Origin of the sequence: Bhargavaea ullalensis (assembly GCF_042432615.1) — a bacterium.
Classification (GTDB): Bacteria; Bacillota; Bacilli; order Bacillales_A; family Planococcaceae; genus Bhargavaea; species Bhargavaea ullalensis.
Map to the genome: position 1 here is coordinate 108,335 of NZ_JBHLWY010000037.1, position 16,032 is coordinate 124,366.

Consider the following 16,032-nt stretch of genomic DNA (forward strand, 5'->3'; position numbering starts at 1 on the left):
CTCAGATCCCGACACTTTCCTCGCGTCCGTCCTGCCCGGCAAATACAAGTAAAGCCCCGTCATCTCTGACCAGGCTTTATTCGTCTTCTAAGATAGCGGGAATTCCTCGAAGTATTCGGTGATGGTGGCGATCGTCTTCGTCTTAAAGTCAACAGGGATCGGCTTGCCTTCAGGGTCTTCATAAAATGCGTGGCCGTCCCGCTTCACATAACCGATCGACTCCAGCCGGCGTATCAGTTCCTCCGAAAGATGTTCATTGCCGGTGACGGTCACGAACTCATCCGTCGGGGATACCACCACATCCAGATCCCGATATCCGCCGGTGATCATCACGAGGTCCCCGTCATGCCGCTTCACCCAATTATCCTTCGACCGAATGGAAACCGGCGCTTTTTCAATCGCCACGATGCCATCCAGGTTCGTTCCAAACATCCGAAGCAGCAACGGTCTCACATGCTCGCCGGTCAGCGCCGGCAAATTTTTCAGTTCCTCCGCCAGCACCGAGCAATTAGATTGTTCCTCATCAACCTCCAATAAAATCGGAATCCGGTGATAGTCAAACCCGAAAAGCTCTTTCACCGCCCGGCAGATTTCTTCCGATGCCGCCATCCGGTCTTTTCCATCCAAGCCCGCCAGCGTTTCATCCAACAGCTGGATTCGATCCTTCTCCAAGAAGCACAACTCCCTTACCGACAAAGTTTGCACAAATCAATCGCTTCAATCAACAGTATGCCATATATCTGGCCCGCTGCGGCACTCATCCGGTTAACGTTTCATGAAAGATTATAACCTGTTCCTATCAGAAGAAGTTGAGTGCTAAAATGGTAAGAGAACTGACCCACCAAAGGAGACACCGTGATGACCGACTCTTATTTCTACTCCTTCCTCAACCACAAACAACTCGCACTTGTGGCAAACGAACTTGAACAAAGCGTTTATTCAAGCCCCCGGACGATGCTCACCCATGCCCGGGTGCTTGTGGAGTCTGTCCTCAAGCTGGTCATGCGCGATGAGAAGATGCAGGATCAGCCGTACATGACATTGAAGGAGCGGCTCGATGAAGTGGACCGCCAAGGGCTGCTCACCCGAGAAGTGAGAGATGCGCTTGAAATCATCCGGCGGAGCGGGAACCTGGCCGCCCATGAAACGAGGGCGTTCCGCGTGTCCGAGGCGCTCACTTCGTGGGAAGCGATCTACACCGTGCTGAAATGGTACACCGAAGTGTACGGTGATCCGAATTTCACTTTTCCGGAATATCGTGATCCATCCCTAACAACCCAACAGGCGTTCGAGCTGCCGGAACTGGAAGCCAGGCTAGAACGGCTGGAATCGCTGCTCCGGCAGCAGATCGGCGGAGAAGGGGAAAAAGATGCACCCGCAGAAGAGGCGGCGGCTACCGTCGAAACAGAAATCACCGCGGAGCCGCCGGGCTTTACCACTGTAAGGAAAATCCGCTATCAAGACAAGTCGCTCGATGTACCGTATTTCCTCCGTGATGCATTCCTCTTGCCGCAGCGGTTCGAAAAGTCCGTCCGGTTCCTTGTCAAACTCGGCGGGGAGGAGGAAGCCCGCATCATGAGCGAGTTGCCCGCCGATCTGGACGGCCTGCATCAGTCGGCTTCCCGTTATACGGAAAAGAACGACGAGCAGCTGTTCGAGGAACTCGACATCTTTATTGAAGAAGAAAAAGCCCGCCGGAAAATCCGCATCGAGCGGCCGGGCGAACTGTTCCTTTTCTACAAGGCGGACTGCGTGACGGTGACCGAGAACCTCGCGAAAGCCGAACTGACGAAAGAGAACTTCCCGTCACTCACGCCCGGATTCGTCCGGCAACTCGAGGAAAGCGGCATCAAACGTGCCGGCCAGCTTCCGCAGGAACTCGTCATCCTCGCGAAATACAAAAACGTCGGCAACGGCACGATTGAAAAACTCTTCGATGACTTAAGCCACTGGCAAAAAGTGAAATCCGCTAAGTAACCTTGAGCTGTTCTGTTAATTGGAGGCATACGCAGTTGCAATATTGGTTCTATTTTTTGCCGTTTGCCGGACTATACAGCTTACCCGCATTGTATGAACCGAACCGCTTATAAGGAACAGCGGCAGGATTACCCGTCCCCTTTCCCGAAAGGTAACAAAAGAACGAAACGGAAGGGGATAGGAACATGAACGAACAATACCCGGTGCTCGAAGGAGCGGAACCATTCTATTTTGAAGTCGGAAAAACCGGCATCCTCGTCTCTCATGGCTTCACCGGAACGACGCAGAGCATGCGTCCGCTCGGCGAAGCCTTTGCCGAGGCGGGCTACACAGTGTGCGGACCGAGGCTCGCCGGCCATGGTACCCACCACGAAGACATGGAACGCTCAAGCCGGCATGACTGGATCCGGTCAATCGAAGAAGGCTACGCCTGGCTGAAGGAGCGCTGCGACACGATCCTCATGACCGGCCTGTCGATGGGCGGCACGCTCACGCTTTATATGGCTGAAAAACACCCGGACATCAAGGCGATCGCGCTGATCAATGCAGCGATCGACATCCCCTCGATGCAACAGGTGACCGAGTTGCAGGACGTCCGCTTTTTGGACGCGATCGGTTCTGATATTAAAAAGTCCGGTGTGACCGAACTCGCCTACGACCAGACACCAGTCCATTCGGTAAAGGAAATCCTCGCGCTTATGGAGGAAGTCCGTTCCGACCTCAAGAAAGTCCGTTGTCCGGCACTGATTTTCGTTTCAGACGAGGATCATGTCGTCCCGCCGTCAAACGCCGAGCTCATCAGGGACAGCATTTCTTCGGAAATTAAAGACGTGACCCGTCTGCACGACAGCTATCATGTCGCCACGCTGGACAACGACCAGGATACGATCATCAGCCAGACACTCGCATTCTTTAAAGAGCATGGAGTCTGAGTCAAATTGTTCATGCAGCCGTTCCAGTGCAGGTTAGTTGGGTTCTCGGATAGGGAATAATGAACAATAAGACTAAAGCCAGACGGGGGCGGTTGAATGAATCAGGAATTCCGGGTCAATTATTTATTTGTCGACGGCAACAGCAGTGCCTACACATTTCCGGTGGGTGAAACCGGTGTTGAAGAATTGAAGGCCGGGCTCATCAACGGCTTGTTCGAAAAAAACGGATGGATTTCCTTCGAAGAGCCGATGACCGGCAACGAAGTGTTCATCAACGGCCGCAATGTGATTAAAGCTTCTGCGCTCGTGATCGACATGGAAATGACATCCAAAGAAGAAGAATGAAACAGGGGACCGCTCTTCGGGTCCCTTTGTTTATTTCTTGTCTTTTAGAAGGAGAATTAAAGGGAATACATAGACTAACTGGGCGATACAAGAAGCTTTTGGGAAAAATCCGGAACGGAGTGAAACGATTGGGATACATTGGGCTCGTCGTTGCACTGATTGTGATCATCGTCATCGCGGGTTCGAGAAACATGAAAATCAGGGAAGAATTGATGGAAGAAGAAACAGCCGCAAACAGAGAAAACCGGATCCCAAGCGGCGTTCAAGCGGCAGTCATCTTTCGGGTGAGCGGCGTCGACGGGCGAAATGAAGCAGGCGAAGACATTCAAAGCGTCCTCCGCCGGATCGGCAGCCAGTACAATAGCGAAGGAGAACTCGAGCCATTCGATGGAATGACAGACAATGAAGCCCTCGGGCTTTATCAAAAAATCGGAGAATTCGAGAACCAGCCGCTTGAAGACGTCATCCGTCTCGTCTATGACCCAGCCGATCCGCAGCATCCGAATGTAATCAAAGTTTACCTGAGAGACCCCACCGGACAATGGCACCATGTCGGCAAGGTCGGGGAAGAAGACAACCGTAGGATCGAAGACATGCTGAACAACGATCAAATAGCCGGCACCTGGGCAGAACTGACCGGTGGCCGGTATAAAGAGATTGAATTCAATGAGAGCGAGGACAAAGACGTCTTAAAGACGATTGAAATGGAGCGGGGGCTCACCGTGATGCTGCTGCGTCCAGATTGACCGGCCGGAAGAGGGCCGGTTTTTCCATGCCGAAAATCCGCAATGGTTCTCTGATAACTCGCTCCTTTCGATGGGTTGTTTCTGCTTTTTACCGACCCTCCAACAATCTGCAGGCGAGTTGCATGTTGAGCACGGCTTCGGCATTCTGAAAATCGACATTCAGCAGCTTGGCGATTTGCTTGAGCCGGTATTGCAAGGTGTTCGGATGGATATGCAATTCTTTGGCAGCAGCACCCGGTCGCTGGATGTGGCGCATGAAGGTGGTGAGGGTTTTAAGCAGTTCTTCATTTTTATTGTCACCCCCTTCCAACAGTGGGCCGAGCGTCGATTCAAGAAAGGCTTCGATATCCTTGCCTGAGTTATGCAAAAGCAGTCGTTCCAAACCGAAGTGCATACGATCGGCGACGTTCCCTTTAAACGCGGTCGTTTTCATGAGTCGGAGGGTTTTGAATGCGAATTCGATCGAGTCGGGCAGTTTTTCCATTCCTTCAACTGGACGTCCGATGGCGAAATTAGCAGAAGTGGAGATTCTGCGATGCCGGATGTACTGGTCTGCTTCGTCAGCAATTAACCGGATCTGCCGGTTCAAGGATGATTCGGCGGTTCCTGATTCTACGGAAAGCAGGAGGAGGAACGCCTGCTCGTTTTGTATGACAAGACTTCCCGGGAAGCGGCGGTTGATCTCAAGCTGGAGAAAGCTCATGAAATCTTGCTTTTTGACAAGACCTTCAATAGTGTTTCCGTTCAAAAGCTCGGTTGTTTCAGCAGCCACGGGCAGGAAAGCACCGCTCACAGCGAGACCGAGACCTTGCGCCCGGTCGATAAAGTCGTCCGTCAACATGCCGGATAGAAGGTCGTCCAAAAGCTGTTTCTTGAAGCTTTGTTCCACTTCGCGTATCGACGCAGCGCGATTTATCTCCAGGGCGAAGTACAAAATGCTTTGTTGTAGAAAGTATTGTTCTGTTTCAGTAAGCGCTTGTCCGTCATCTCCGTAAACGAGGAGCTTTCCGATGAGGCGGCTGCCATTTCGGACTAAGTACTCGGTGAGAAGCTTCCCGTTCCCGGAAGCTTCTGTTTCAAATGACTCTCCGTAGACAGTGAACAGAGAAAGGGGTTTTTGAATCTGCACAGCCAGCCGTTCAAGCATGGCATCAAGACCGCTCCCCAGGTTCATCTGCAAAAGAAGATCCTGCTGGAAATCAAGAATCTGTTCAAGAAGATCGTTTTTCGACTTCAATTCCTCGTGCAGTCGGGCCTTTTCCAGGGCGGTCGCCGCTTGGTCTGAAATAACCTGCAACAACTTGAGGTCTTCTTCCGAAAAAGTGCCCTCCGGGTCGAAACCGTTCAAGGTGATCACACCGATGCATTGATCTGTCGCTGATATGAGCGGGACGCTCATCGCCCGAAACGAGTTTTTTGATGGGTGCAGTGCGACTGAGTGATCCAGAAGACGCAGGTTCGTTTCAGACATTGATTGAGTCTCTGCTGTGATTTCATCCAGTGAACGGAGGAGGACCGGCTTTCTTGTTGAAAAGCAGGTTCCTGTGAACGATTCCCCGGCTTTCAGGCGGATTTGCTCGACGTCTTCATTAAAGTTCACATGAGATCTGCAGATGAGGTGATTTTCACGCGGTTCGAACAAAAAAAGTGCCCCACCGTCGGCGTCGCGGATGGCCCTGATCGATTCTTTTAGCGTTAACTCGAACAGTTCGCTCAAATCCAGAGTCGAATTCACGGCTTTTGCAACGTTCATGAGCGCTTCCGTACGCGGACAAAGGAAAAGGGATTCTTTAGGATGGCCGGCTGCCACTTCATTCACTCCAATCCTATTTACTGATCATTCTATCATATCTGTCTATAGAGATTGAATATTAAAGAGCAGCCGGGCGAACCGGCTGCTCTTGTCTTCTTATTTGTATTGAAAGACAATGGAAGCGAATGTTTTGGCCGTGTTGAGCATGGCCGTCTCGTCGAAGTCAAACCGTGCGTGATGATGAGGATAGACATCGTGTTCGTTTTTCAGTTGGGCACCGGCAAAAATGAAGGAACCCGGCACTTTCTGAGTGTAGTAAGAGAAGTCTTCACCCGGCATGACCGGTGGTGTTTCCTGAACGTGCTCTTCGCCGAATATTTGTATCATCGCCGCTTTGGCGATACGGGTTTCCTCCGGATGATTCCAAAGCGCGTCGTACCCGGTTTCAATCCGTACTTCCGCTGAGGCGTTCATCGCTTCTGCCACACCTTCCGCGATTTTTGTCAGCCGTTCGGAGGCAAGCTTCCGGACAGAAGGGTCATAGGAACGGATTGTGCCGGTCATGACCGCTTCGGTCGGAATGACGTTGGGTGCTTCGCCACTATGAATGGAGCCGACGGAAACCACGAGCTGTTGGAGGGGATCGGTATTGCGGCTTACGATCGTCTGGAATGCCGAAACAATTTGTGAGGAGACGACAATCGGATCGACGGTTTCGTGGGGGACTGCCCCATGACCGCCTTTTCCACAGACCGTGACGGAGAAAGTATCGACAGCCGCCTGGATGAAGCCCTCCCGGTAAAACATGACGCCTGAAGGCATCGTGCTCTGGAGGTGACATCCGTATATGGCATCCACTCCATCAAGGCAGCCGTCTTCGATCATTGCCATGGCACCGCCCGGGTACTCCTCCTCGCCGAATTGATGTATGAAGACAACATTGCAAGGGACCTTTTCTTTGTTCACGAAAAGGCTCTTTGCAAGGGCCATCAGCGCGGATGTATGGCCGTCGTGGCCACATGCGTGCATAATGCCGGGAACGGTTGAACAATAAGGGACGTTTTTCTCGTCCTGAATGGGCAGAGCGTCAAAGTCCGCCCTGAAGGCAATCGTCTTGGCTGTACCGGGGAGGGTCAACTTAGCAACGACTCCCCTGCCGCCGACGCCGCTGCGGACTTCCATGCCGAGTTCCTTATAGAACTGTTCAATCTGCTTTGGCGTTTCAATTTCTTGGTGGGAGAGTTCGGGGTGACGATGGAAGTGCCTCCGGGTTTCTACCATTTCCGGATAAAGTTCTTCCAGCGTGCCGAGGCATGCTTCCAGACTTTCAATTTGTGACAGGGACGGCGCTGTATTCAGATTCATATACGGACACTCCTTCCTTATAAACGGTATGAACATCACGGAATGCATGAATAGTTTCTTCCGGATCCTGATTGAGAACAACGATATCTGCTGCTTTTCCTTTTTCGAGGGAACCTGTCAAAGAGTCGGCATTCAGTGTTTCGGCTGCGTTCAGCGTGGCGGACTTGATGATGTCGCCGACCGTCATGCCTCCTGTGTGCATCAGTTCCAATTCCTTTGCAAAATCACCGTGAAGATTGAACGGGGTCCCGGCATCTGTTCCTGCTGCAATTTTAACGCCTGCCTTCACCGCTTTTCCAAAGCTCTCTCTATGGGCTTCCAGGCAGTCGACCGCTTTTTTGACAGCTTGCGGCGGAATAGCACCGGAGTCGGCGTTCTGGACAATATAGTAGGGAGCAGCAAGTGTCGGAACAAGAACCGTTCCGTATTTCAGCATCAGCTCGATTGTTTCATCATCGAGGAAGATGCCGTGCTCGATTGTCGTGATTCCTGCTCTGACTGCGTTTTGGATGCCGGCGGTCCCCTGTGCGTGGGCGGCCGTCGTCTTTCCGGCATGGGTCGCTTCTTCGACGGCTGCGCGCATTTCCCTTTCGGACAGCTGGGGAGATCCTGGATCAACGCCCGGTGTCATGACGCCTCCTGTCGCCATCAGTTTCAAAACATCCGCGCCAGCCCTCAGCGTTGCCCTGGCCGCTTTTCGGATTTCGTCTTCTCCGTCCGCTTCGGTAGAGAACGGATAGCCGTGGCCTCCCGTCATGACGATGGCCTGTCCTGAGCCATATACGGTTGGACCGGTTGTGAGCCCAGCGGCGATCGCATCACGGTATTCCAGGTCGATATGCCACTTGGAGCCGAGGTTCCGGACGCTTGTTACTCCTGACTTCAGCTGCTTTTGAGCATTGGCATTATGACGGAATGCCGCATGCGTCTGAGAATCCGCTGCAATCTGCGAAAAAGGATCGGCAACCCCATCCATTCCGAGGTGAAGATGCATATCGAACAAGCCGGGGATGATCGTTTTGCCGGTTCCATCAATCGTTATTTCACTCTCCAGACGAGCGGCTTCTTCGCCGACGGCCACGATGCGGTTGTCATTGAAGACCAATGAGGATCTCGTCAGCTTTTTTCCTGTACCGGTATAAAGGGTTACGTTTTCATATTTCGTGATCATATTTTTGCCTCCTTGAAATTAGGATGGTAAGTGAATGCCGCCACCGGGACCGAGCGGAAGTCCGAGCAGGAACCAGGCGGAGAACAACAGCAACCAGAAAATCGCGAATGCGATGGTGTAGGGAAGCAGGGTCGCAATCAAGGTGCCGATTCCGATGTTTTTGTCATATTTCTTAGCAAATGTCAGCAGGATGGCGAAATAAGCGAGCATCGGTGTGATCGGATTCGTGATTGAGTCTGCAATTCGATAAGCCACTTGCGTCACGGCAGGATCGTAGCCCATCAGCATGAACATCGGCACGAATACCGGCGCGAGCAGTGCCCACTTGGCGGATGCACTCGCGATCAAGAGATTGATGCCGCCGGCGATCACAATGAACCCGAGGAACAGGGCAAGCCCTTCCATTCCGATATTCTGAAGGAAAGCCGCCCCATTGATGGCGATGATCGGACCCAGGTTGCTCATCCCGAAAAAGGCGATCATCTGGGCGGCGACAAAGGCAAGAACGATATAACCGCCCATCCCCGACATCGCCTTCGTCAAGTGCTCGGCAACGTCCTTGTCATTTTTCAGACAACCGGATGCGAAGCCGTAGGCGAGCGCCGGGATGAGGAAGCCGAACAGCATGATTGGGACGATTCCCGTCATAAATGGAGAGACAATGACTCCGCCGGTTTCCGGATCGCGCAGGATGCCGTTTTCCGGCAAGACGAGCCAGACAATCAAAACCGTATAAGCAGCGAGTGAAATGCCAGCCCAAAGCAGGCCGCGCTTTTCCTCAGGTGTCGTCTTTTCCAGTTTTTCGATTTCGCCTGTATATGTGCCGAGCCGGGGCTCCGTGATTTTTGTTGTGACGAATGCTGCGACCGGAATAATGACAAACGTTGAAGCGATCAGGAAATACCAGTTGATGGCCGGGTTCCCTGTATAAGAGGGATCAATGATCTGCGCACTTGACTGGGTAAAGCCAAAGATGAGCGGATCGAGCATCGAGACGATCAGGTTCGCGCTGAAGGCACCGGTGACGGTCGCATAGCCGGCGACGAGTCCGGCGATTGGGTTTCGGCCAAGCGCAGCGAAGATCATAGCCGCAATCGGGGGAAGGACGACCTGCGCTGCGTCCGCTGCCGTATTGCCGAGAACTGCGATAAGCAGAATGGTTGGCAGAATAATCTTGGTCGGCGCATTCAGGATCGTTGTTTTCATGAAAGTGGTTACCAGTCCTGTTGACTCAGCAAGACCCACTCCAAGCATAACGACAAGAACAAGACCGAGGGGCGGGAAACCTGTAAAGTTGGGAACAAGTGTGGTGACAATGCTGCGGATTCCTTCACCGTTCAGCAGGTTGATCACCGTGATTGTTTCGCCCGTACCCGGGTGAACGGCAGAAAGTCCAAGAGAACCAAATACGGCAGAGGCGATCAAAATAAGAATGGTGAACAGGGCAAAAAGCGTGACGGGATCCGGCAACTTATTGCCGGCCGTCTCCACGCCATTCAGCATTCGCTGGAAAAAGCCCGGCTTGTCCGGTTTGGTGACTTCTTGTACGCTTGTAAGTTTACTCATGACGAGCCCCTCCTTCGCTTAGTAGGTTAAATATTAAATAGTATCTGACTATTCGTATATAGGGAGTTTAACAAGGTTTGCTGGGGGTTTTTGTGGAGTTTCACAAGCTATGTGCGGGTTGGAGAAGGTGATCGGTTTAAAAGAAGTTTTTAAGATACAAACCATCCATCTGCCAAATGGTCATCCAGTATGAAAACAGGAGGGTATCCGCTGTCTGTTTCCGCGTTTTTGCTGGCCATGAGTCCTCTTTACTTGATGGCGGCGGCCGGTTTTGCAGGGCGGCGGCTGAAAGTTCTGGGCCGCCAGGCCAATGGGGTGATTACGCAGCTGTTGCTTTACATCACTTTGCCGGCGCTGATCCTGTTTTCGTTGGACACGCCCTTATCGGCAGCAATGCTGGCAGACTTTGCCTGGCTTGTGGCCATGTCGGCATTTGTGCTCACCGTGTCGGTTTTCATGGCGGGGTGGCTTCGGAGAAGGGCACTTCTTCCCGACGGCCAAAAAAGCGTGTATGAGAGTTTGATCGTTTTCGGCAATCAGGGTTTTATCGGGTTCGCGGTGAGTTATATCCTGATGGGCGAGCAGGGGATCGTTTATCTGACGCTGTTCAACATTTGTTACCTGGTGTTGATCTGGACGTACGGGATCTTCTTGTTTACCCGCGATAAGCCGTCGGTGAATTGGCGGGTTTTATTCCTTAATCCGGGGATTCTCGCTACTGTTGTCGGCGTCGTCATGCTCGTTCTTCCGTTTGGCTGGCCGGAGATCCTGTCGGCGACTTTTGAGGATGTCGGGAAGATGACGATCCCGCTGTCGATGATTCTGATCGGCAGTCTGCTCGCGGAGACCCGGTTGAGCGACTTGAGGGAATTCAGCCGGAACGTCCACCTGTGGATCGCTTCCTCGTTCAAGTTGCTGATTTTGCCGCTGACTTTGCTCGTTTTCATTTTAATTGGCGTACCGTATCCGCTGCTCGTCATCGCCGTCCTGACCGCCGGCATGCCGAGCGCGGCGACGACGACGGTGTATGCGCAGAAGTTCGGCGGGGACGCGGTGTTTGCGTCCTATGGTGTCATCCATTCCACGATTTTCTGCGTGCTCACGATTCCGCTGCTCTACGGCATTCTTCAGTGGCTGCACGGATGGGCCGATTTTTTTGGATAGCTTCATCACAGGAGCTGATGCCGTTTCCGGGTATCGGCTCTTCCTGTATATCCTTCCAAGACATTTGTCGAGAAGCGCCGAATCTTTTATAGTAGGGACAAACAATAGCAGAATAAACGTATTTTCGGGTAGGGCGAAAGGCGGCTGGATAGGTTGGTTCAACTCACAGATCAGGACAAGGCGATACAGTTTTTCGAGTACTTGCACTCGTTGAATATGCTGACAGGGAAGATCAAACGGGATTTCCGGGAATACGACCGGGTTTGGACGGTGGGAGAACTGCGTTCAGGCTTTGATTGTCTTGTCGGTGATGATTGCTCGGCAGCCGGGTCGGAGTTTGAAATCCGCCGCCCGAGAATTACGGAAGCAGAGCGGATTCCGCCGGTGAGGCCGGTCGCCCTGCAAGGCTGGCTGACAGGGGAGGTTTCCGGACGGGGCAGTTTCCCGGAAAGGATTGAGCGGAAGGCTGTGCAAGAAGAGGACGGCGTGACGCGATATGCCGAGTTTGATGAAAATGAGGAACGTGTGAGGGTCTATGGCTGTTGGCGGCGCGAGTGGGAGGCCTGGAGCCAAAATCTCAGAAGCAAGGAAACGGCGCTCGCCCTTTACGAAGAGTTTTTCAACCTGCTCACCCGGTTTGAAAATGAGGGGGAGAATTTGGAACTTGTGCTCGGTGAGGGGCTGCTCCTATGGAATCATCCGGATCCGTCAATCGGTCTCATCCGGACGCCGGTCCTGTCGTCGAAGCTGGAGCTGACCTTTGATGCGGTGAACGGGGTGATTGCAGCAAAGCCCGTCGAGGATCTGTTCGTTTTCGAGCAGGAGCCGTTCATGGGTGTAACGTTTCCCCATTCCAGGCAGGCCGAAGAGCTGATCGCTTCCATTCCGGAGGTCGGCCTCGGCGAGTCGGAGGAGATCCGCCGATTTTTGAAAGAGTTTGTCCATCTGATCGATGCGAATGGCCGGTATTCAGAGGAGAAGGAACCCGGCCGCACTACGAGTGTGCCTGTTGCTTATCCGCGGAAAATGTTCCTGCTGCGATCCAAGCAATCGCGGGTCATCCGCGACGACCTCTCACAGATTGTCGGCGGCATCCGCAGCGGTTCCATCGACCTGTCTCCTGCTGTGCTGTCCCTCATCGGAGGAGAAGTGACGGAACAAACGGTTTCCGACAAGCTGACAGATGACATTTTGTATTTCCCGCTTCCATCCAACGAACAACAGAAAGACATCGTGGAGCGGATCGGCACTCATTTTGGGGTAACGGTCCAGGGACCGCCCGGAACAGGGAAAACGCATACGATCGCAAACCTCGTTTCTCACTTTCTGGCAGAAGGGAAGAAAGTGCTTATCACGAGCCAAAAAGAAAGCCCGCTCAAGGTGCTGAAAAACAAAATACCGGAGGAAATCCGTGATTTATGCGTGCCGGTGCTCGGCGGAGGCCGTGAGTCACTGCAGGACATCGAGGCATCCACACGGCTCATCAGCGAGAAACTCGGCGAGCTGGATCCTCAGAAGCTCCACCGGTCCGTGGAACAAGACCGTGACGATCTGCTCGAAAGCCGGGAGCGGGAGGAGGAACTGGTTCAGAAATTGAACGAATACGCAAAAGAGGAAGGCACACCGATCGAATGGCGAAACGAGCGACTGACAAAACCAGAAGCGGCGAAGCGGCTGGCAGAACAGACGGTGGATGCCGGGTGGATTCCCGACCGGATAGACCTCGATGAAGGGTTTCCGCTTGGCGAAGTAGAGTTCAGGCAACTTTGGCAGCTGAAAAATGAAATCGGTCCAGAGTGGTTCCGTCTGGCGGAACAGTGGCTGCCGGATCCGGAGAAAGACTTGATATCACAGCAGCGCCTGAAATGGCTTGCCAATGACCGCGCCGTGCTTGAAAAGGAGCTGGAGGAGGCCCGGAGGCTCATCAGCTGGAATGACTGGCCGGCGGATGCTCAATCGCTCCGAACCCTCGAAGACACCGTTCGGCAGGCGGTGGAACACTTGCGTTAGATTGATCTGGACCGGCATGGCTTATTGATCGCAGACCTTGCCGCCGGTGGCCTGCGGGAAAAGCGCTGGCTGGACTGGCAGGCCGGGATGGAGGAAATGAATGCAACGCTTTCTTCCCTGTACGCCGAACTTGCCAACCACCGGCTTGCCTCGCCTCCGTTCCCGGTGAGCGAAGTGAAGGAGCACCTTGAAATGCTTGCGGATGAGCTGAAGCGAGACGGAGAGCCAGGATTCCTGTTCTTTTTGGGGAGGGGCCGGAAAGCCAAGTATCTGTATCAGCATGACTGGCTTGACGGACATCCGATCCGTACGGCGGCGGATGTCGAGGTGTTCCGCAAATTTGTTGATTACCAAGAGTTGCGTTATACGTTGCGGCGGATCTACAATGCGCCGTCCCGAGAATCGGGACTTCCGGAAATCGACGTGGACGCCCGGCGATTCCCGTATGAAATGGACGAAAATCTGACGCTGTTCAAGAAAATCCGCCAACTCGTAGCCGAGGTCGAGTCGCTCAAACAGTCACCGTATGTCAAGCGGCTGGAGGACGAAGTGTTTTACCAACCGGATGATCTTGAGAAAGAACTTCTGGAAAGCATACAGAAGGCGCGTATTTATCCGGAACACGAGGCGTGGAAGGAGAATCTCCGAAAGCTGGTTGTGGAACTGCAGGAGACAAATGACCGCGAAGATGCTCATCCGGTCGTGTCCCAAATGATCTGCGCAATCGAAGAATTGGATGAGGAGAAGTATACCGGGCTGCTTCAAGAGCTAACAGAGTTATCAGGCCGCCGGCAGGAGGCGCTGAGGCTTAAAGACCTGCTTGGCCGGCTTGCGGCAGTGCTGCCTGAAACGAAGGCCCGGCTTGAAGAACGACTCGGTGTAGAATATCGGTTTCCTGAAAACTGGGAAGAAGCGTTCCAGTGGCGCAAGCTGAAATCGTGGGTGGATGCCTCTGCAGACATGGACACAGAACTGATCCGCCGCCGGATCGCAGAAGAGCAGTCAGAGCAGTCGTCTTTGATCAATAAGATCGTAAAAAACTCCACATGGGCGAATCTGCTGGAGAACATGACCGAGCGGGAGAAGGCCGCCCTCTCAGCCTGGAAATCCAGCATCAAGCGCTATGGAAAAGGAACGGGCCGTCACGCGCGCTATTATTTGAAGACGGCGCGGGAAAACATGAAAGTTGCACAGACCGCCATCCCTGTATGGATCATGCCGATCAACCAGGTGCTCGAGAACTTCCCGGCCACGAATGAAAAGTTCGACGTGATCATTTTAGACGAAAGCAGCCAGTGCGATATCTATTCGGCAAATGTGCTCCTCAGAGGAAAGAAAATAATTGTCGTGGGAGATGAAGAGCAGATCAGCCCGCAATCCATCGGCGTCAGGTTCGATGATGTCCGGGAGCTCGGGCGGCGTTATTTGAAGGAAATACCGAATGCCGCCCTCCTTGACGGAAATACATCCCTGTACGAACTGGCGGAAGGAATGTTTCCGAAAGGCGGCAAACTCATGCTGCGCGAGCACTTCCGGTCAGTTAAGGAAATCATCCAGTTTTCCAACAGACTCAGCTATGATGGTGAAATGGTGCCAATGCGTGTTCCGATTGAGAAGGAGCGGTTCAATCAGCCGGTGATTGCCGTGAAAGTGGAAGATGGCGAAAATGATGAGTCTGAAAAAGACGTTAATGCACAGGAAGTTGACCGGATCGTTGAGGACATTGTCCGGATGATGGGCGAAGCAAAGTATGACGGGCAGACATTCGGCGTCATTTCGCTGCAGGGCCAAAAGCAACACCGCCTGCTCGAGACCAAAATTCGCAACGCAATCGGCGATGAAGAATTCGTCAGGCGCCGGATCCTCTGCGGAACACCGTATACGCTGCAGGGAGATGAACGGGATATCATCTTCCTCTCGATGGTAGTGGCTCCGAACCGGAGATTCCGGGCGTTCACCGGCATGGCTGACAAGCAACGATTCAATGTTGCGGCAAGCCGCGCGAAAAACCAGATGCGCCTGTATCATTCGGTGGATCTGGAGGATTTGAACACTGATGACCTTCGAAGCCGGCTGCTTGGCTACTGCAGGCAGACGGAAGTGGAAGTGGAACGATCGGTGGATCCGGAAAGTCTGTGCGGATCCGGATTTGAATTGGACGTATTGCATGATCTTCAGAAACGGGGATACCTAGTGAAGCCGAAAGTCCGGGTAGGGCGGTATGTGATCGATTTCGTCATCGAGGGAGAGAACGATCGTCTTGCCGTCGAATGTGAGGGCGACAAATGGCAGGGGGCCGAACGCCACCTCGCAGAATTTCGGCGTCGGCAATCCCTTGAGCGGGTCGGCTGGGAATTTCGGAGCATCCGGGGCAATGAGTTCTACTTTAACCGGGAAGAAACAATGGCTGCAATACAGTTGAGACTGGAGGAAAAAGGGATAGACCGGAACGGTAAACCATAACAAGATCAGCCGGCGGAATAGATTCTGCCGGCTGGTTATTTTTATTTGCAGAAAACCGATGTCTGGTATCATCTAATAAACTGAGGAACGCCGGGTCCCGATTGGAAGGAGCCCCCCAGAATCTTTAATTTTGTCTTAACGCTTTTGGCATCTGTCAAACCGAAGCGGCCCGGCAGTATGAGCGCGGCCATTCTTCTATTGAAGAATGAACGTGCCGATGAGTTATATAATGCAAGCACCGGACGGCTTCCATAACGAAAGATTCCGCCTATTGATTCAGGGCTTGCACGCTTGCGGAGGCGGTGGTATAGTTATCAACGTTGCGTTTCCAAGCGAGACGCAGTGAGAAAAGAAATGAAATAAGTTGTTGACTTGTCCGGCGGCCGATGCTATACTAAGGAAGTCGCCAAAAACGAGTGACAGCAAACTGAACCTTGAAAACTGAACAGCAAAACGCTGATAAAATTGTTTCCGGATCCCGACCCCGTCGGGTGAAGAAAACACATGATTCGGACATATCAAGCAGATATGCCAGCAACA

Annotated in this window: 12 protein-coding genes; 7 read left to right on the forward strand and 5 right to left on the reverse strand. The window is 52.9% G+C overall.

Going from position 1 to position 16,032, the window contains the following annotated elements; all coding sequences use genetic code 11:
- Positions 1-87 precede the first annotated feature (87 nt).
- A complete protein-coding gene (locus tag ACFFIY_RS09015) occupies positions 88-672 on the reverse strand; it encodes a hypothetical protein (RefSeq protein WP_354196138.1) in 585 nt (194 codons plus the stop codon).
- Positions 673-858: 186 nt separating this feature from the next.
- Here ACFFIY_RS09015 and ACFFIY_RS09020 point away from each other — a divergent pair, with 186 nt between their 5' ends.
- The 4 genes from ACFFIY_RS09020 (at position 859) to ACFFIY_RS09035 (ending at position 4,000) form a co-directional block, all read left to right on the forward strand.
- Positions 859-1,977, forward strand: a complete 1,119-nt coding sequence (locus tag ACFFIY_RS09020; RefSeq protein WP_354196140.1) for a DUF4145 domain-containing protein — start codon at positions 859-861, stop codon at positions 1,975-1,977.
- 185 nt (positions 1,978-2,162) lie between these two features.
- Complete coding sequence (locus tag ACFFIY_RS09025) at positions 2,163-2,909, forward strand: alpha/beta hydrolase (protein WP_354196142.1); 747 nt, start codon at positions 2,163-2,165, stop codon at positions 2,907-2,909.
- A gap of 96 nt (positions 2,910-3,005) precedes the next feature.
- A complete protein-coding gene (locus ACFFIY_RS09030) occupies positions 3,006-3,254 on the forward strand; it encodes a hypothetical protein (RefSeq protein WP_354196144.1) in 249 nt (82 codons plus the stop codon).
- A 119-nt stretch (positions 3,255-3,373) separates the two neighbouring features.
- On the forward strand, positions 3,374-4,000 hold the full coding sequence (locus ACFFIY_RS09035) for a hypothetical protein (RefSeq protein WP_354196145.1): 627 nt from the start codon (positions 3,374-3,376) through the stop codon (positions 3,998-4,000).
- A gap of 88 nt (positions 4,001-4,088) precedes the next feature.
- On the opposite strand, the gene ACFFIY_RS09040 is transcribed toward ACFFIY_RS09035, so the two are convergent.
- The 4 genes from ACFFIY_RS09040 to ACFFIY_RS09055 all read right to left on the reverse strand — a co-directional run bounded on the left by ACFFIY_RS09040 (position 4,089) and on the right by ACFFIY_RS09055 (position 9,855).
- On the reverse strand, positions 4,089-5,819 hold the full coding sequence (locus ACFFIY_RS09040) for a helix-turn-helix domain-containing protein (protein ID WP_354196147.1): 1,731 nt from the start codon (positions 5,817-5,819) through the stop codon (positions 4,089-4,091).
- Between the two features lie 90 nt (positions 5,820-5,909).
- Positions 5,910-7,118, reverse strand: coding sequence for a M20 metallopeptidase family protein (locus tag ACFFIY_RS09045; RefSeq protein WP_354196149.1), 1,209 nt, complete (start codon positions 7,116-7,118; stop codon positions 5,910-5,912).
- A complete protein-coding gene (locus ACFFIY_RS09050; RefSeq protein WP_354196151.1) occupies positions 7,081-8,289 on the reverse strand; it encodes a metal-dependent hydrolase family protein in 1,209 nt (402 codons plus the stop codon). The genes ACFFIY_RS09045 and ACFFIY_RS09050 overlap by 38 nt, the downstream gene beginning before the upstream one ends.
- An 18-nt stretch (positions 8,290-8,307) precedes the next feature.
- Complete coding sequence (locus ACFFIY_RS09055) at positions 8,308-9,855, reverse strand: AbgT family transporter (RefSeq protein ID WP_354196153.1); 1,548 nt, start codon at positions 9,853-9,855, stop codon at positions 8,308-8,310.
- Positions 9,856-10,044: 189 nt separating this feature from the next.
- On the opposite strand from ACFFIY_RS09055, the gene ACFFIY_RS09060 reads away from it, so the two are divergent.
- From ACFFIY_RS09060 to ACFFIY_RS09070, 3 genes are all read left to right on the forward strand, one after another.
- Entirely contained in the window at positions 10,045-11,019 is a 975-nt protein-coding gene (locus ACFFIY_RS09060) for an AEC family transporter (protein ID WP_354196155.1), read from the forward strand.
- Between the two features lie 216 nt (positions 11,020-11,235).
- Complete coding sequence (locus ACFFIY_RS09065; protein ID WP_354196171.1) at positions 11,236-13,029, forward strand: AAA domain-containing protein; 1,794 nt, start codon at positions 11,236-11,238, stop codon at positions 13,027-13,029.
- A 24-nt stretch (positions 13,030-13,053) separates the two neighbouring features.
- Positions 13,054-15,492 (forward strand): PDDEXK-like endonuclease domain-containing protein, encoded by a 2,439-nt coding sequence (locus ACFFIY_RS09070; protein WP_354196157.1) that lies wholly within the window; start codon positions 13,054-13,056, stop codon positions 15,490-15,492.
- Positions 15,493-16,032: the final 540 nt, after the last annotated feature.